Source organism: Gordonia iterans (genome assembly GCF_002993285.1).
Taxonomy (GTDB): Bacteria; Actinomycetota; Actinomycetes; order Mycobacteriales; family Mycobacteriaceae; genus Gordonia; species Gordonia iterans.
The window spans coordinates 1,226,448-1,243,691 of the sequence record NZ_CP027433.1 but is presented as its reverse complement, the minus strand read 5'-3'; the positions used below and the strand labels follow the sequence as shown (position 1 = coordinate 1,243,691).

General features: G+C 63.0%; 11 protein-coding genes and 1 pseudogene. 4 read left to right on the top strand and 8 right to left on the bottom strand.

What is annotated here, in order from left to right; genetic code table 11:
• Positions 1-116 precede the first annotated feature (116 nt).
• Positions 117-1,577 (top strand): HNH endonuclease signature motif containing protein, encoded by a 1,461-nt coding sequence (locus C6V83_RS05775; RefSeq protein ID WP_105941591.1) that lies wholly within the window; start codon positions 117-119, stop codon positions 1,575-1,577.
• A 40-nt stretch (positions 1,578-1,617) separates the two neighbouring features.
• Positions 1,618-2,708 (top strand): annotated as a pseudogene (locus C6V83_RS05770) (NAD-dependent formate dehydrogenase).
• A gap of 102 nt (positions 2,709-2,810) precedes the next feature.
• On the opposite strand, the gene drmB reads toward C6V83_RS05770, so the two are convergent.
• From drmB to C6V83_RS05740, 6 genes are all read right to left on the bottom strand, one after another.
• Positions 2,811-4,760 carry a DUF1998 domain-containing protein gene (gene drmB / locus C6V83_RS05765; protein ID WP_234353878.1) on the bottom strand — a complete coding sequence of 650 codons (1,950 nt, stop codon included), beginning with the start codon at positions 4,758-4,760 and terminating at the stop codon, positions 2,811-2,813.
• Positions 4,757-8,275 carry a helicase-related protein gene (locus C6V83_RS05760; protein WP_105941590.1) on the bottom strand — a complete coding sequence of 1,173 codons (3,519 nt, stop codon included), beginning with the start codon at positions 8,273-8,275 and terminating at the stop codon, positions 4,757-4,759. The genes drmB and C6V83_RS05760 overlap by 4 nt, the downstream gene beginning before the upstream one ends.
• Positions 8,272-9,972: a nuclease-related domain-containing DEAD/DEAH box helicase gene (locus tag C6V83_RS05755; protein ID WP_105941589.1), complete on the bottom strand. Its 1,701-nt coding sequence runs from the start codon at positions 9,970-9,972 to the stop codon at positions 8,272-8,274. The genes C6V83_RS05760 and C6V83_RS05755 overlap by 4 nt, the downstream gene beginning before the upstream one ends.
• A complete protein-coding gene (locus tag C6V83_RS05750) occupies positions 9,960-11,474 on the bottom strand; it encodes a hypothetical protein (protein WP_105941588.1) in 1,515 nt (504 codons plus the stop codon). Before C6V83_RS05750 ends, C6V83_RS05755 begins: the two co-directional genes overlap by 13 nt.
• Complete coding sequence (locus tag C6V83_RS05745) at positions 11,471-12,412, bottom strand: hypothetical protein (RefSeq protein WP_234353876.1); 942 nt, start codon at positions 12,410-12,412, stop codon at positions 11,471-11,473. The genes C6V83_RS05750 and C6V83_RS05745 overlap by 4 nt, the downstream gene beginning before the upstream one ends.
• Before the next feature lie 157 nt (positions 12,413-12,569).
• Entirely contained in the window at positions 12,570-13,628 is a 1,059-nt protein-coding gene (locus C6V83_RS05740) for an IS630 family transposase (protein ID WP_105941586.1), read from the bottom strand.
• 113 nt (positions 13,629-13,741) lie between these two features.
• Between C6V83_RS05740 and C6V83_RS05735 the strand changes: the two genes are divergently transcribed.
• Positions 13,742-14,656 carry a NaeI family type II restriction endonuclease gene (locus C6V83_RS05735; RefSeq protein WP_105941585.1) on the top strand — a complete coding sequence of 305 codons (915 nt, stop codon included), beginning with the start codon at positions 13,742-13,744 and terminating at the stop codon, positions 14,654-14,656.
• Here the strand turns inward: C6V83_RS05735 and C6V83_RS05730 are convergent.
• Entirely contained in the window at positions 14,649-15,926 is a 1,278-nt protein-coding gene (locus tag C6V83_RS05730; RefSeq protein ID WP_105941584.1) for a DNA cytosine methyltransferase, read from the bottom strand. The genes C6V83_RS05735 and C6V83_RS05730 overlap by 8 nt on opposite strands.
• A 153-nt stretch (positions 15,927-16,079) precedes the next feature.
• On the opposite strand from C6V83_RS05730, the gene C6V83_RS05725 reads away from it, so the two are divergent.
• The gene (locus tag C6V83_RS05725) at positions 16,080-16,514 is read left to right on the top strand and encodes a very short patch repair endonuclease (RefSeq protein ID WP_267893971.1); all 435 of its coding nucleotides are present in this window, start codon (positions 16,080-16,082) and stop codon (positions 16,512-16,514) included.
• Here the strand turns inward: C6V83_RS05725 and C6V83_RS05720 are convergent.
• Positions 16,489-17,244 carry an HNH endonuclease gene (locus C6V83_RS05720; protein WP_159067451.1) on the bottom strand — a complete coding sequence of 252 codons (756 nt, stop codon included), beginning with the start codon at positions 17,242-17,244 and terminating at the stop codon, positions 16,489-16,491. The two genes, C6V83_RS05725 and C6V83_RS05720, sit on opposite strands and share 26 nt — an antisense overlap.

Here is a 17,244-nt window from a genome sequence, read left to right as displayed (position 1 = left end):
GCCGCAGGTCGCCTCGATGTGGAACACCGTAGCCGCACGTACCGACAGGGTCGGATCTGTCGTAGGGCAGAGCTAGCCTTCTTATAGAACATCAGTTCGATAAGGAGTAATCCACCATGCACAACGACCTCTTCGATCGGATCCCTGCCGCAGAGTTGAACGACGACGAGCTCGCCGAACGCGTCGTCGGCTACGCATCTCAGATCGCTGCGCTGACCGCCCGCATGCTCGACTACCTCGCCGAGTTCGACGAACGTGAAGCTTGGATGCACGACGGCATCGTCTCCTGCGCTCACTGGCTGGTGTGGCGCGCCGGGATCAGCCTGCGCACCGCGCAAGAGCACGTCCGGATCGCACGATCTCTGCGGGACCTCCCCCTGATCCACGACGAGTTCGGTCTGGGCCGGCTGTCGTATTCGAAAGTGCGCGCGATAACCCGCGTCGCCACTCCCGAGCGCGAACCGGAACTCGTCGCCTTCGCTCAGTCCGCCAGCGCCGCGCAGGTCGAGAAGCTCTGCCGGGGAATCCGGGACGTCGATGAGGCCCTCGACGACGCCGACGATCCCGACGAGGAACCGCCCGCACCCGAATCCTGGGGCCAATGGACGTGGAACCACAACGGAACGCTGTCCCTGTCCATCACTCTCAACGCCGTGGACGGCGCCCATGTGCTCGCGGCACTAGTCCGAGCGGAGTACGAACGTACCCGCGGCCTGGACGACCCCGACCTTCCTGTGCCGCCCGAGCCCCCTTCGCATCCCGGCCAGACCTCCCCGGACGAGCACCCCTCGCCGGTCGAGCACCCCTCGCTGGTCGAGCACCCCTCGCTGGTCGAGCGAAGTCGAGACCCGGGGCGGGCGACCGATCTGTGGCGCAACATCCCCGGCAACATCGCCCCGGCGCTCATCGCCATGGCCGACACGATGTCGAGCGCCATCGACATGCCCGAGGTCGCGGCAGGTGCCGAGATCCTCATCCACGAAGTCGACGAGACCGCCACCGTCGACGAGGGCCCGGAACTGCGTTCCGCGGAACGCGAAGAAGTCGAATGCGGCGCGTCGATCCGGTCGATCGGCCACGACCGGGGCGACAACGTCACCGTCGGCGGGCGCCGGTTGGGTCCAGTGCTGTGGTGGGGTCGCAAGCGGCGGGTCCCCAACGCGGCGCTGGTCCGCACGATCCTCATGCGTGACCGCACGTGCCAGGCTCCCGGCTGCGGTCGTTCCCGCCACCTTCACATTCACCATGTCAAGGCATGGTCTTCCGGCGGTACCACCGACCCGGACAACTTGATCCTGCTCTGCAGCGCACACCATCGGGCACTCCACCACGGAGCATTCTCGATCGAGGCGCTCGGCGATCAGCGCTTCGCGTTCCGCGGAACGCAGGGCGGGCTTCTGATCACCGCGCCCCTCCACGCTGCGCCGCGCAACTGGAAGGCTGACACCCTGGTCGAGTCCGACGGTGTCACTCCGCGGGGCGGCAGTACGTGCAACTACGGCTACGCCACAGAGGTCATTTACGCGGCCTGGGAATGGAAGGCTCGCCAATCGGACGGCCTCGCGGCAGCCGCCTGACATCTCCTGGGTCGACTGCCCTCGCGAAAATCCCGACCCGATGACCGGCTACCCGCCGGTGTACGCCCGCGACTCGCTGCCGTCGCTCGGCGACTACCCGGACGGCCAGCCCCTCCCTACCCCGAAGAACATCGACTTCACGCCCGGTCAGCTGCTCGGCTGCGTCTCAGGTGAGCTCGGGCTGCGGAGCTATCTCGAAGCAGAGGGGCACGAGCTGGTCGTGACGTCCGACAAGGACGGCCCCGACTCCGTCTTCGAGAAGGAGCTGCCCGATGCCGACGTCGTCATCTCTCAGCCGTTCTGGCCCGCATATCTCGATGCCGAACGGATCGCGAAAGCGCCGAAGCTCAAGCTCGCGCTCACTGCCGGAATCGGTTCGGACCACGTCGATCTCGACGCTGCCATCAAGGCCGGCATCACCGTCGCAGAGGTCACCTACTGCACCTGCCGTCGCATCAGTGGGTGGTCGACGGCGGCTGGAACATCGCCGACTGCGTCGAGCGCGCCTACGACCTCGAGGGCTTCGACGTCGGCGTCATCGCCGCCGGCCGGATCGGTCAGGCGGTGCTGCGCCGCCTCGCCCCGTTCGATGTCAACCTCCACTACTTCGACACCCGGCGCCTGCCCGAGGAACTGGAGAAGGAGCTGAACCTCACGTACCACCCGAATGTGCAGTCGCTGGTGAGCTCGGTCGACATCGTCGACATCCACGCACCGCTGCACCCGCAGACCTACCACATGTTCGACGCCAACCTGATCAACTCGATGCGTCGCGGCTCGTACATCGTCAACACCGCGCGGGCCGAGATCATGGTGCGCGACGACGTGGTCGACGCGCTGCGGTCCGGCCAGCTCGCCGGGTACGCCGGCGACGTGTGGTTCCCGCAGCCGCCCGCCCCCGACCATCCGTGGCGGACCATGCCGCACGAGGCGATGACGCCGCACATCTCCGGCACCACGCTCTCCGCGCAGGCTCGGTACGCGGCCGGCACACGCGAGATCCTGGAGAACTTCTTCGCCGGAGCCCCGATCAGCGACGAGTACCTGATCGTCGAGGGCGGCTCCCTCGCCGGCACCGGCGCGAAGAGCTACACCGCCGACGGCAAGGCGAGCCCCGGCGCCCAGGCCTGAAATGGTCTGAACCATGCACGACGACGCCCGCAGACGGTCCGCGTCTGCGGGTGCCGTCGATCTGCCCCACGCCAGGCCCGAATCGGGGCCTTGGTACACGAATTATTCACGGGATAGGCTTCGGTGGGACAGATTTGAAAAGTATCCAAGGTTCGGGTAGTCGAACGTGCCGATCACTAGGCCACGGTCGAGGAACCGGTTGAATTCTTCACAACTCGTTTCCGGTAGCAATGCGCAGCCGTGGCAGGCGGCAAGGTTGCACGAGTCTGGTCCCTGACCCTGCTGTCCCGCGTCCATGCAAACCGGGTCAGTCGAGCACCAGTGGGCGTCACTGAGTGCCGCCGCGACGACCGGCCTGAGGCGGTCTGGCCGAGACATACGGACAAGGCCACCCATCGTGCCCTCAGAGTCACCGGCCGCGGTGTAGATCAGAAGCCCTGCCATATCCCGGCTACTGTCGCGTGACACGTACAAGCGCTCCCGAAGTGACGCTGAGCTGTAACCGCAGGTGAGGACGAGCTCGTTGATCAGGAGGTGCGCGAACGTGTGCAGCATGATCATGCGCGGCGAAATGTCCCTCGGGCTGCCGCCACGATTAGTGATCACCTGCCCGTACTGATTTGCGATGAGATCGGCCCGCGACTGCACTTCTCCACGCGCTTCCCAGGCCGCGAGGCGCTCGCGGTCGAGCTCAAAGTAGATTCCCTCACCCTTGACCACGTAGGCCGGCAACCAGTCCTTGTCCGGCGGCAAGGGGCGACGCCGAAGCAGAGCTTTACCCTCGGCGATCTTCAGGTCACTGTCACGGCCTCGGGTGAATCCTCGTAGGACGCGGGTCTCACGGAGGACCGTGACACTCCGAACTCGATCGAGGTGTCCCGCGATAGCAGCGTGGACGCCGGGATCCGATGCGCGTAACTCGTCGTCCTGCGGCGTCCCGCGCAACAGCGCGAACTCCGGGTAGCGCCAGATATCGAGGTCGCCAGATTCATCGTCGCCGCCGTCGTCATCTGCGGAGCCGATGCCGAAGCGGTCTTGGTAGGCCGCGAGCAACTCGTCGTCGGAGAACTGGTCGAACAGGTCTCCGGCGCCTCGCGTCGCCTGGCGGATCTCGGCCACGGTGGCATCTTTGCCCCGCATCGTAGAGAGGAACGCCATGGTCGGTTCGACGTCGGCTCGCTTCAGCAGGTCGCGCAGCGCGCCGCTGACCGCACCAACTTTCTGTGGCAGGAAGATCGACGACTCCACGTACGGGAAGTAGACGTTGCCACTGGCCCTGAGCGCGCCCTGAACCGGTTGGTCGCACGGGCCGTCCTCCTCATGAAGCCATGGCCGTGCGCCGGTGCACAGATATGGATCCGAACGGCCAGCTAACTGCTGCGTCAGAAAGGTACTCTCTTCCCCGGACTCGTCTTTCATCCCGCCGGTTGTGATGCCTTGCAGGGATCGCGACGCACCACATCCCTCGCGCTCAACGCGCTTGTTCTTCGCGTCGTAGCCGCACCGGACTACCTGGCCCTCAAGTCCGCCTCCTCCAGTCGAAAACAGCCGCAACACTCCGGTGCAACTAGGGTTCTTCGATCGATGCACCCACGCCCTGAATGGGAAGTCGTCAATGTGCCCCCTCCCACAGATCGCCACGAATGGCACCTGCGACATCTTCGGCCCGGAGCGGCGCTTGCCCACGCACGTGGGTTCCTCGCACCGGACGGCGTCCTGGAAGCTGAGAGGTACCTTCCTCAGCCGCTTGCAGTACATGCAGAAGGAGTAGCACGGGAACCTCAGGGCTGGGACGCTCAGCTTCTCGTTCCGGTGGTCTTCCGGTAAGCCGTTGCGGTAATCCGGGGGCAGGCGGAATTCCTGGACCTTGAGTCGGTCTTCAAGTCGCCAGTCGTTGACGCGGAAGTCCTCCAGCGCCAGGTCGGCGTTGTTGCGAGGGAACCAGTGGTCAAGCCCCGCCGTGATAACCGAAGTGCCGTTAACGAGGACGCTCATTGCGCCCACACCAAACGGCGACACCAACTGGGCTCTGCGCATGCTGCCAGAAGTCATGCCTGTACCTCCGGCTCTTCCAGGTCGTCGGAGAGATAGTCTAGCGTGACGGAGATCTGACACTCGGCGTCAACGCTGCGCATGCTCATCGGCGTCTCCCAGGTAATGTTTTTGTTGCCAGGATCTGCAAGGTCGCCTGCTGGGCGCATCAGACCCTGTTTTGGGTCACCGTTGAAGTAGTTGACGGTCGCCCACGTGGTGCGCTCACCCTTCGCCCACTGGCGAGACCGCTCAGCGACCCATTGGTCGAAGACCGGCAGTTCCTCACTGTCAACGAGCGCCGCGCGGGCCCGAAGCAATGCGATCGAATCGTCGAACTCGACCTGCGGGAACGGGCTCGGGTCGAGCGTCGGATTGAGTTGACGCATGCGAGAGATTGCCGCTGCGTGGAGCGCTCGTTTCAAGACGGGCTCAGCGAAGGGCGTCACCGAAGTTGGCTCCACCTGCGCATACAGTTGCTGGTGATAGGTCCGGAACCGCTCGTAGTGACTTCGGTCGCGAGGCTTGGCTGCCCCGTAGATTGTGATGACAAGGCCAGGCGTCTTCACGTTGCGTCCGACGCGGCCGCTCACCTGAATGTACTGCGCGGTGGTCTTTGGCTGGCCAACGATCGTCATCAAGCCGAGCCGGTCGATGTCGACACCGACCTCGATGATGTTCGACGCAAGGCAGATATCAACGCACTTCGCGTTCTCGGGGCACGACCCGGAACTGACGCACTTGGCTCCGTCCGCACAATCGGGGTGAGGCAGTCGGAGTTCGAGCTCCTCGATTGCCTTTGGAATCTCGTCACTGCGGCGACGCGATGTTAGCTCCATCTTATTGCGTGGGTACCTTGGCGTGATGCCGTCGCGCCGCTGCAGTCCTACCAAGTAGTCAGGGACGTCGGAGTCCAGCAATGACAGCGTGTTGCCGAGCTCTCGGAGGCTGTTCAGGAAGTTGACGTTGGTCCAGTAGCCATCCCGATCGGCTGGGTCTGGGATCTGTGGGCCGGCTTGAAGCGTCGCGGCCGCGACGCGTGCTTGGACCGTTTGAGTGGAGCCGAGTGACGGGCTCATGACCCCGAGGTACCGCCGGCCGGGTGCTGGCTCACCGCCAGCAAGCCGGGCCGGTTCCGCGAAGAACGACCGCCCCTCCTCGAGTCCATGGGGCGGAAACAAGGCGACTTCCTTGCGACCGAACAGCCCGAGGATCTGGTCCTCATACCGGCGCACCGTGGCGGTCGACGCAATGACCTTGGCAGGTATTGGCGGATCGCTACGGCGGTCGGTTGTCAGGTCATCGATCATAGGTTCATAGAGCCCGACCATCGACCCCAAAGGGCCGGAGATTAGGTGCAACTCATCCTGGATGATCAGCCCCGGTGGCGAGTAGACCCGCTCGCCGTGTTCACCGAGCCCGAACATTGCGCGGGCCGCCGGTTGCCATGCCATCGTGGCGAACTTGTCGACGGTGCCAATCACGATCGAAGGACCCGTCTCGTAGATGTCTTCGTCGATGACGTGGACGGGCAGGCCGTCCCGACCGCTGAACCGGCACATTTCGTCTTGGCATCGGAAGAGGAATCGGTCGCCCGACCAAACATAGCCTGGGGTGTCCTGTCCCCGTGACTTGCTGACGGGTCCCATTCGTGTGCCACACCATGGGCACTTGAGGAGCAAGAACTTGTTCGGGATTCGCGAGTCGCGTCGCAGTTCGGCGAGCGCACGCTTGGCCGCAGTCCAGCGGTTTGGCGTTGAGTCACCGCCGAGCCAGACCCCGATGCCGAATGGCGCGGTGCCGAGGTCGTGCTCCATCCGGGAGCGGACGTCCTCCAAGACGCAGATCAGGGAAGAGGCGCGCAGAAACTGTTGGGCAGTGAGCAGGCGGAGCGTGTATCGCATCAGCGTGTCGGTGCCGGCGTCGTCTGGGTTGCGAAGTCGGCGTGCGAGCAGCGAGATGGCCGATGCGCCGAGGTAGGCCTCAGTCTTACCGCCACCAGTCGGGAAGAAGATCAGGTCGACCAGCGTGCGCTTCCGGTGCGTCGGGTCGACGAGTTCAGGCAGACATGCAAGGATGAAAGCGATCTGGAAGGCGCGCCAACAACCACCCATGGGGTCGGGTGTTGCCGCCGGGTGGTCACCGTCTGGGCGATAGACCCCTTGTTTGTCCTTGATGAGGTCCCGTGGCTCAAGCCGCGAACGAATCTGCTGGTAGAGCATCGCAAAGTTGGCGAGTCGGAAGGCGCGCGCGGCGAGCGGGTTTATCTTCACGAGGTACCAACCCTCTTGCATCCGCTTGAGCGCCTCAGTGCACTTCTTCACGTGCTCCCGGGCGGCCCTTTGGTAGCGGGCTGGTAGGTCACCGATTGACGCGGTCCGGTCTCTGATCCACTGAGCGTAGAGCGCGAGGACCTTCTCGACTTGACGGTCGCCGGCAGCGGTGTTGTTCGCTAGCTCCTCCATACTGACACTGACTGATGTGCGGGTGCCGTCGGAGTTCTCTTCGTAAACGTCTGGCGTCAGGCTGGTGACCTCGTAGACGGGCAGCGCGTCGGCTTTCACGAATGGGACTGTCGGGGTGCTGTCCTCCCCAGCCGGATCTTCCCAGGCTGCGGCGCAGCCGTGGCCAATCGCGAAGGTGCGGCGGTGGCGGTACAGAAGCGCGATCGACTCCTCCTCGGGGTCGCTATCGGGTTGCTCGACGTCGGGGTAGGGTTCGATACGTAACCCTTCCTGTGCTGTGGCGGAGAAGGCGACCTGAAAGAACGCACTTCCCGCCCCTGTGCCGACGACATCATCGACGACAGCCAACGTGACCAATCGAAGCTCCGGATCCACTTCACCTGGCACCGCACGGCTGAAGATCGAAACGCTGGGCGTGATGCGCGGCTCGATCTTTGGCTCAATGACTACCGGCGTCGTGATCAGCGGCGAGCGCTTTCGCTCTAGCCTGAGCACGTCCGCCGAAGCGACGGCATTGAGCACAAACGGACGCCGAACCCACCATTTCAGCGGTGGCGTATCTGGTGCGGTGACCTTGACGGGATCGTAGTAGGCACCCGTCACCCGGATCTTGAGCGCTGCTCCCGCAGCGATTCGGACCTTGAACGAGATCGCCATTGCTGATGGCTTGCGCCGGTTCGCGTCAGACAGGTCGAAGTCGTCAGAGTCAGGTTGATCTTGTCGACGAAGACCGCGTACCTCGGTCGGCGGCTCTTCGGGGGTCTCTTCGCTCTCTGCCAGTCCTGGAATGACGGCAGAGTCGTCACCCTCTGATGCGAGACCACCAGTCGGAGTACCGCCACTGTAAAGAACGCCAACACCGTAGCGGCGTAGCGGGTCGGAGCGCGTCAGTACCTCTTCTAACGTGTCGCGATCGTGGAACTGTCCGTTGATCGCACCCTTCGTCTGGAAGGTCAGAGACGGTCCGGAGCAGTCGACGGGATCGCCGGACGGGGCCTCTTCGTCAGGAGGTCCAAACAGTTCGCGTCGTACTGCCGCCTCGACGATGTCACGTGCCTCAACCCCGCTCATTGGTTCCCTGCCATTCCTTCCAGTCCAGTGCCTTCCTCGATGACACCGTAAAGACGATCTGTTGCCCGTGTCAGCCCGACGTAGAGGACCGATTCGAAGTTCGGAACGCTGGCGCGGTCCAAGTCAGTGACGATGACAGCCGGCGCTTCGAGACCCTTGAAGGACTGGATCGATGCGAAGCGGATCTTCCCCTTCTTCGTATTGCGGCCGTCAGCTTGCACGAGCACGCTCTTCAGCCATGAGTCAGTGGTAGTAGCCGCAACTGACCCAGCGCCGAGCGGACTCAGCACGACAATCTCGGTTAAGTCGAACGACTCTTCCCGTAGTTCGTCGACGGCCTTGCGAAGCAGCGGCGACTGATCGTCCCCACGCACGTACTTGAGTAGCACCGGGTTGACGCCGTCGTCGTCTCGTCGGAACTTCTTGTAGCCGGGGGTGAGCCCGCTGAAGAAGTTGACGCTGAAACCAATCCTCGGGAGGTTTCGGCAGTTCATCGTGAGTCGGTGCGACGGAATGTTGGGCATGCGCGCCTTGATGAGCTCGTGGCCACGACCGTCGTCATAGATGGCCTGACGTTCGAAGTCACCGAACATGAGGACACGCCCCCCGGCAAGGCCACCCTTCACCATCAGCTCGAAAACGTCGAGATACGACTCGGTCACCAGATCCTGAACTTCATCGACAATCAGGAAATCGGCTGGAGGCTTGTCCATCTCAAGCAAAATTTCGATGGCGCGTTCTGGAAGCTCGGACGTCCAGAACAGCTGGCCAGCGTCGTTCGGTGCCTTGAGCCCAGTGAGCGCCACGAGTTTGCTATGGAAGGTTCCCACCGACAAACTGGGTACGTTGATGTCGGCAGCGAGCCTTCGTCCGAGCAACTTGTTGAAGCACATGAGACTACCTGTGCGCCCAAGCGCCAGTTCACGGCGTGCAGCCTCAAGAGCGAGGAAGGTCTTCCCGGAGCCGGCTGGTCCGGTGAATAGCACGCGCTGGTTGTCGACCATAGCGTCAAGCGCGAGAAACTGCTCCTCAACGAAGCGGACGAGCTGGCGCTCGCGGGCCGAACGCACGTCTCCGGCGACCCGTCCGAACTCGAAGTTGGGTCGAAGCAGCCTGGCAATCTGTTGTGCGGTTGCCTGGTCTGGCCCGACGCCCCCGTAGGAGAAGCCGTTGAAGGTGGCATCGAGGTTGGCGATTCCGCCCGCGAAGGCTCGACGGAGAGCACCGATCGGGTTGTTCTTAAGGTCCTCCGAGTCGAGCACCTGCCAGTCGAACCACTCGTTCGTAGGCTTGAGCATCGTCCGGGCGCGGGTCGCTGTGAACCATGCTGCGCTCAGTGTGGGGATCGATCGAAGATCGATCCCCTTCTTGAGAAGGTCTTTCCGAATCGAGTGCATCGCCTCGCTGGCCTGTTGGAATGGGCCGCGTGTGGTCGGCGCCTGACTGCCGAGCTTCCAGACACCATCGTCGAATGTGAAGTGCTCATGCGACTTCACCTCGATCACAAGAACACCGAGATCCGGCGCTATGACGACAAAGTCGGCTTCACCCTCCGGGTTGCGAACATGCTCGGCAATGTTGAGCGAGTGCAGAACGATCCAGTCGTCGGTCGTCTCGTCCTCGGCCAACATTCGATAGACCGACTTCTCTCCGGGCGCTGCACTCTCTGGAAAAAGCGACGGTATCAGTCGAGCCATTTGGCACTCGCATCAGTGAACGGCACACGTACTTGATGCCTGCTAACGATCTCGGTGAACGGCGCCTTGGCGAGAACCCGCGCAACGATCATGCCGCGGAAACCTTCACGGGGTAGGTCCAGGTGTAAAATCCCGTCGCGTTCCAGCACCCGTAGGTCGGCGCGCCCGGCGGCCGCTTCGAGTTCCCTGCGAAGATCGGCACTCGCCTTGTAGACGGCCCTTCTTAACATGATTGCGTTGCTATAGGTTGGCTCCAGTGGCTCGCCGAGCCAGTCGAGTAGCAGGGCAAAGTCAGCGTCTCGCTGTGGACAGATCAGACGAGACTCTGGCCAGGCACGCACTTGGCCGCTAGCGCACACCCCAAGCTGTTCAAGCTCCGTCGCTGCTCGACAGATGCCTATTTCCGCCAGTGTCTCCTCAAGCCGCTTCTTCCAGTTGGCCTGGGTTGCGAGGATGTCGGCGGCCTTCGCACCGAGGGTGGAGATGGCTTGGTCATACATCGCCCCTCGTTCAGCCTCACCTTCGCGTAGAACCAAGTAGGTGCCGGGGACGACGCCAGACACAGCCTCGTACCCAACCCGGGCGCCTTCGGGCTGCCGCGGATCTAGTGAGCGGATCCGATCGCCGTCGTCGAGCCACAAGCCCTGCCCACCTGTAAGAAGCACCTTCCACGCCTCCGCCTCATCACTGGTCGGCTCGCGGTCCCCGGAGGTACGTGTGCCCCACACCGGCTGGGGAAAGTAGACGTCGGCGATTTCTTCATCGTCGGCGATTGCGGACTCGGACTCGGTCGTGTCGCCAACCTCATGGACCGTAGACCTGAGTACGATCTGGCCTTCCGCATGGACGCCGAGCGTTGACGACGGTACCGATCTATTGCGGAACCAGGCCGGCATCAGAAACGTGACCTCTGGAGTCACCGGCGCAGTGACGACAGATGACGGCACGAACGTCGGCGGCGCAACAACGTAGCTGATGTCGACGGCCTCACCGACTGTGTCCAGCTCACTCGGAACCAGCACGGTGGCGCCGAGTTCATCGAGCCACGACGCCAGTCCGGCGCGAGCTGCTCCGTTGATCGCAACGATGGTGCATGCCTCCAGACCAACCTCCTGGATCGATTCGAGCAAGACAGCGCCAATCGGCGAATCGGTCTCGCCCACGGCTACCGCTGCTTCCGCGATTAGATCGAGCGAAGCTCCATCGCTGACGAGGTGCCGGAGCCGCTTCGCTTGCCGCACGATGTCATCGATAAGCGGTTGCTGCGCTTGGTACTGCAGCGGCTGCGGCTGTGTCATGCGGCGCCAGCGCAGGACGTTAGCGGCTTGCAGCATGCCATTCCAGACCTCGCTCCGCTCGTCTCCACGTACGAACAGCGCACGGCGGATAGCTGCGTTCAACTGAGCACCCGCTGGATCGCCGACGGCAAATATCGAGATGCCCTGATGGATCACCGAACCCGCCGCTATGTAGCGCCGCGCGACGTCATGCACTCGACTCATATGGCTACCGTGAACGCCAGGGCTTCGACTGCTGTCGGCGGATGCCACCGCAGCTCGTCGGCAACCGAGACAGGTCGGCTGTTGTTGTGGCGGGCCTCGATAATCGTCTCCGCCGCGGATTCGTCAGCAACTGACCGATCAACGATGCAGACTACGATGGGTACCGTGATGTCGTTCAGATATTTGATGGCGCTATAGCGATCCAGGACAACTGCGACACAGGACTCGGGCAATACTTCACCTTCGCCGAGACGAGCCGCCGTAATGACCGACGTCGACCAGGTAGCCGCGCCTTCGTCGTACGGTAGGACATAGGCACCAAGCGTCGTCCACGAGTCACTGCCGGACGCCCCGCTTCCAATGACCGCCTGAAGGTCCTCACGAAGCCACTTGTTCGTCCCCACGAGAGCGAGGTCCATCGGCGGCGCAGCGAGGCGGTTCAGCCATGAAGTCGCGGCACCGGTTAGCTCGGCCAGGTATCCGCCCGCCGGAACCTCGCTGACGATGGACTCGACGTCATCGTCGAGCACCGACACAGCGCGGTAACGATCGGCAGGGAGGAGCTTGCCGCCGGTGAGGACCCGCGGGCCACTCGAGTGCGCCTCCATCTTCGAGAACCGACCGCTAACGATCAGCCTGTCGGTAACCGCCCGCAAGTAGGTCGACTGATCGGACGCCTCGAACACGGCTAACGGATCGTCGAGCGTCGGACCTGGACTCGACAGCATCCAACCCGAACCGATGAGGGCGGCTACGTAGTCACGCCTGGGCACAGAGACAGTCAAGACCAACTGCCGCCCCTCTAGCTTCGAGAGGTAGCGTCGCAACCGAGACCCGACGCTGACGAACGACCCAATCCACGGTGCGACGACCACGGGTTCACCTGGCTGATCGGCAAGGCCAAGGAGAGTGCGCGGACGCGTCGCCGACTCAGCCACGCCACTCCCTTCCGCTGCAAGTCAGCTGAAAGTCGCGGCTCGTTCCGCAACGAACACGACTCTAGCGGACTGGTGCGAGATACCCGGCAGAAACCAACGCGTCGGCACGGACCGTCTCTGATTGACCTCCGCTAAATCGCGCTAGTGCCGCGTGTCATTAATTGGTTTTCGGTTGGGCTTTCTTCAGAATGTCCTCGGCGGTTTTGGTCCAGACGAAGGGGTGTTTGCGGTCGTTCCAGCCGGTGATGAAGGCGCGGATCTTCGCGTTGAGGTCTTTGACTGAGGTGAAGATCCCGCGGCGGATGGCTTGTCGGTCGATGATGCCGAACCACACTTCGACGAGGTTGAGCCAGGACGCTGAGGTCGGGGTGAAGTGGACGTGGAAGTTCTTGTGTCGGGCGAGCCAGTCCTTCACTTCGGGGGTCTTGCCGGTGGCGTAGTTGTCCATGACCAAGTGCAGTTCCTGGTCGGGGTAGGCGCGGTCGATCTGCCGTAGGAACGCCAGGAACTCCTGGTGGCGATGTCGCGGTTTGACCGCGGCGGTGACCTGCCCGGTCGCGATCTCCAGGGCCGCGAACAAGGTGGTGGTGCCGTGGCGTTTGTCGTCGTGGGTGCGGCGTTCGATCTGCCCTGGCTGCATCGGCAGCATCGGCGCCGTGCGATCGAGGGCCTGGATCTGCGATTTCTCGTCCACGCACAACACGATCGCGTTCTCCGGCGGCTCCAGGTACAGGCCGACGACATCGGTGACCTTGGCGACCAGCTGCGGATCGGTGGAGAACTTGAATGTTCCCGACCGCCACGGCTGCACGCCGTACTCACGCCAGGCGCGGGCGACCGTGGCGTTCCCGATTCCGAGGTGCCCGGCCAGCAGCCGCGACGACCAGTGCGCGACTCCGTACTTCTTCGGTGGCGGCATCAACGTCGCCGACACCACATCGGCGTGATCGAGATGCCGTGGGCGACCGGGCCTTTGCGCGTCGAGGAGACCATCGAGTCCGTCCTGGAGGTACCGGGAACGCCACTTGAGGACCGTCGGCACCGACGTCCCGACGACGTCACTGATCCGCGTATTAGCCATCCCATCGGCAGCAAGCATGACGATCCGCGCACGACGCGCCAGACCGGCCGGCGTCGTGGTCGACCTCAACAACTGATCGAGTTCGTCCGCATCGCCATCACGCAGTTCCAGGGCCGGGGCAGGAGTATTAGCCATAGCCAACTATCTCAACCCAACAACCCTAAACTAATTAACGACACGCGGCACTAGTGCCTGTAATGACGTACCGGGAAAGTGGTCGATTGCTGCCGCTACGCTAGATTCTCCCCATGGACTCCCAGGACATCGATGCCGCCGACGACCTCCCTCTTCTCGAAGTAGCGTTCCATATTGATCAGGCCGACCCTAGCGGGTCCCGTTGGGCGGCCGTCGTACGCAAGACCTACGACATGATCTACAACGGGCAGGAGACGGGCCGCTATAGGTGGGACCAGTTGATGAAGACTGAGAAAACCCACTTCGGCACCTTGTTTGAGATCAACGCTCAGCGTGAGTTTGAGTTCGAAGGAGGTGCAACCACTGACTACCGGATCGCAGGTCACCAAGTCGATGCGAAGTGGAGCCAAACAGACGGCGGCTGGATGCTTCCTCCTGAGGTCTTCGGAGAGCTAGCGCTGGTCGCAACTGGAAGCGACGCCGAGTCAAGGTGGTCGCTAGGGCTCATCCGGGTGACTTCCGAGGTGAGGCGCGAGAAGCACAATCGCGATAAGAAGAGCCAACTCACAGCAGAAGGCCGAAAGGCAATTCACTGGCTTTGGCGAGACGCCGCGCTACGGCCGAACGTACTGTTGCAGCTGGCTCCAGCGGTTGTGGACCACATCTTCGAGAGCCGGTGGGGAACACAGCGCACCAACAGGCTCTTCCGCGCCGCAGAGGGAATGATAGTGAACCGCAACGCAGTCGCTACCGTAAGTCGGCAGCTCGACGCACAGAAGCGTGTCCGCTACAACGGTGGCGCTCGATCTGCGCTTCGGCCCGAAGGATATGTGATCCTCAGCGGTATGTACCACCGCGATATCGCCACAGCACTCGGCGTCCCCGTGCCCCTGCCCGATGAGTATGTCTCGGTCAAGGTTGTGCCGACCGCCGGTCCCAACGGAGCTGAGATCGACGGTCGGCGCTGGCGGCGAGCACTTCCAGGCGAGGCGGTTGTGGAACCCGCCCCAATCCTCGAAACTAGCTAACCTTGGAGCGGTGTTCGCTCATGTACTCATGGCGGAAGTGACCGTCCTGGCCAACAAACCCCCGAAACTCGCCAAGCTTGTGCATCGTTTCGCCGTTCATCTCAGAAACCTGAACTTCAAAGTCAAGCTCGAGCTTTGCAAGCCGCCTCGCTAGCGCGGTCGGAGTAAGGTCAGGAAGCTCTGCGTAAATATCAGACTCGGAAACACCATCGCGGTGACGGTTAAGTAGGCTGAACAGCGGATCTTCTGCCGTCGCCTTCTCGGCTGCCGAGAGCATGATCTGATCAAACGCCGCCATGATAGAGTGGCCGACTGCCTCCGCGACGGGCGGCGGGAAGGCGTTGCCGATCTGACGGTATTGGGAAGTCTTCCGGCCACTGAACTTCCACCCATACTCGTCCCGCCACCCCTGTATCCGCCGCACCATGTCGATCGTCAGACGAGGTGGTTTCACAGTAGGGTGCGGAGCATTTCTGGCCGGCGACTCGTTAGCGATACCCTTCCCGTCGACGCCCAGCTGAAGCCAAGCCGCCTTCGCTCGGGTCGGACCGAGGTCTGCTCCGCCGTGCTTCTTCGAGCCTCCGACGATCGTGGGCGCGATGTCGTTTGCCATCGCACGCCATGCATCTGCATGCTTCCAACCATTCTCTGCCATCAGATCGTACAACTCGTCGCCGACCGTGTTCGTGTGTTGCACCGGATCCGGCCACGAGAAGTACCGGGCATCCTCCGGCTTCAGCGCGACTAGGACGAAGCGAGGTCGAAGCTGCGGAACTCCGAAGTCTGTTGCCTGCAGGAGCTTCCAGAACGGCTCGTAACCGAGTGCGCCCAGCCGGTCGAGGATTCGCTGGCGGTAGGCCGCGAACCGCGGTTGAGACAAACCGCGGACGTTCTCGAGCATCAACGCTCGCGGCTTCACGACTGCAACCTGCTCTACAGCCCACGCAAACAAGTCGCGCTCGTCGGAAGCACCGAGCTGCCGCCCTGCGATCGAGAACGGCGGGCAGGGCACGCCTCCAGCGAGGAGGTCGACTCCTTCAAACTCCGCCGGAGTCCAGACATCGCTGCTAGCGACGTCTCCAACCCGGACATCCCAACTGTCGCGGTTCAGCCACAGCGTGTTGGCGGCGTTCTCGTCCAGCTCCACCGCCAGGCTATGGTCGAACCCAGCACGCTCGAGCCCGAGCGCCTGCCCACCTGCGCCTGCACAGATCTCGACGACCGTGTATTGCTCACTGGGTCGATCCGGTCTTGCGCTCACGGCGTCCATCTTCCTACATGTTGACCGTCCACGGCCATCCGGCGCGCTGATCGGTAGCTGTCCTTGCATGGCGATCCCCCTTCCACTGCAATCTGACGCAGCTGGTGTACCGCAGGGTTACGACATCCCCGGCGTTGGCGCAGGTCGGCTACGTTTAGGAGTATGAAGTCAGTCGAGTTCGAAGCGCCCACGCCAGGGCGGTCGCGAAACATGGCTGCGATCAAGCGGAAGGACACGCGGCCAGAGACTGCGCTGCGGAGCGCCCTGCACCGACAGGGTATGCGCTTCAGGAAGGACCTTCCGATTCGGACAGCGGATCGCCTGGTGAGGCCGGACATCGTCTTCACGAGGCAGAAGCTCGCAGTCTTCGTCGACGGCTGCTTCTGGCACAGTTGCCCAGTACATGGGCGCCTGCCCACGACGAACACCGAGTACTGGACCCCGAAGCTGGCGACCAACGCGAGGCGAGATGTCGCCCAGAGAGCATCACTGGAAGCCGAGGGATGGACAGTGCTGCGACTGTGGGAACACGAGGACCCGGAGGAGGCAGCTTCGGTTGTCGTCGTGGCGATCAATCAGTTGCGCGAGAACTCTTGATGAGCGCTTCGAGCTCGTCAACCTTCAGCCAGGGCGTCGAACGGTGAATCATCGCGTGACAGTTCGCGCACAGGAGGACAAGCGCAGCAAGGTCTGTTTCGACCTCATCGGTGATGTGCAGCGGAACCCGATGATGCACGTGAATGTAGCCGGCACCATGCTCGCCATAGACGGCCTCAAAGTCGAATCCGCACACCTCGCAGGAGATGGCACCCCGATCTCGCCACGACTGCCGGATCTTCGCTCGCCGGAGGCCCGGGTTTCTCTCGCGAACTACCGCTAATCGCCGGGCAACAGCTCCTTCGATAGCGCTGGTGGCACCAAGCTCCGCGATCTCGTCGAGGTCGACCAACTCGTCGACGCCCTGATCCTCGTCACCGTCTGCGATGGCCAACAACTGTGGATTCGCACGGACGAACCCGGCCAGGTCCAGCAGCCGGGTCGGGTCTTCGACGAACGAAGCCATCACGTCCTCGGTCGCCCGACCGCCCTTCGTGCGCTTCCCCGGGTAGTCCGGCATGCTCGTCTTGAGGTTCTCCAACTTGGCCCGAACTGAGCCTGTGCTCCTGAAGTCTTCGTCGTAGGCCAGCGCAGGGTTCGCGGCACGCAAGAATTCCGACAGTTCCACCACGCGCGGGTCCTGCCGCGAAGGCGAACCTGCCCAGCCAATTTCGTCTCGCACAGCAACCGCGAGGATGAGCTCCGGTCGCGTCCAATCGGTACGCGCCAC

Excerpts from the sequence above, each read along its gene's own strand:
- C6V83_RS05730 (WP_105941584.1), bottom strand. The coding sequence starts at position 15,926 with ATGGACGCCGTGAGCGCAAGACCGGATCGACCCAGTGAGCAATACACG.
- C6V83_RS05750 (WP_105941588.1), bottom strand. The coding sequence starts at position 11,474 with ATGAGTCGAGTGCATGACGTCGCGCGGCGCTACATAGCGGCGGGTTCG.
- C6V83_RS05735 (WP_105941585.1), top strand. The coding sequence starts at position 13,742 with ATGGACTCCCAGGACATCGATGCCGCCGACGACCTCCCTCTTCTCGAA.
- C6V83_RS05740 (WP_105941586.1), bottom strand. The coding sequence starts at position 13,628 with ATGGCTAATACTCCTGCCCCGGCCCTGGAACTGCGTGATGGCGATGCG.
- C6V83_RS05775 (WP_105941591.1), top strand. The coding sequence starts at position 117 with ATGCACAACGACCTCTTCGATCGGATCCCTGCCGCAGAGTTGAACGAC.
- C6V83_RS05760 (WP_105941590.1), bottom strand. The coding sequence starts at position 8,275 with ATGAGCGGGGTTGAGGCACGTGACATCGTCGAGGCGGCAGTACGACGC.
- drmB (WP_234353878.1), bottom strand. The coding sequence starts at position 4,760 with ATGACTTCTGGCAGCATGCGCAGAGCCCAGTTGGTGTCGCCGTTTGGT.
- C6V83_RS05725 (WP_267893971.1), top strand. The coding sequence starts at position 16,080 with ATGAAGTCAGTCGAGTTCGAAGCGCCCACGCCAGGGCGGTCGCGAAAC.
- C6V83_RS05755 (WP_105941589.1), bottom strand. The coding sequence starts at position 9,972 with ATGGCTCGACTGATACCGTCGCTTTTTCCAGAGAGTGCAGCGCCCGGA.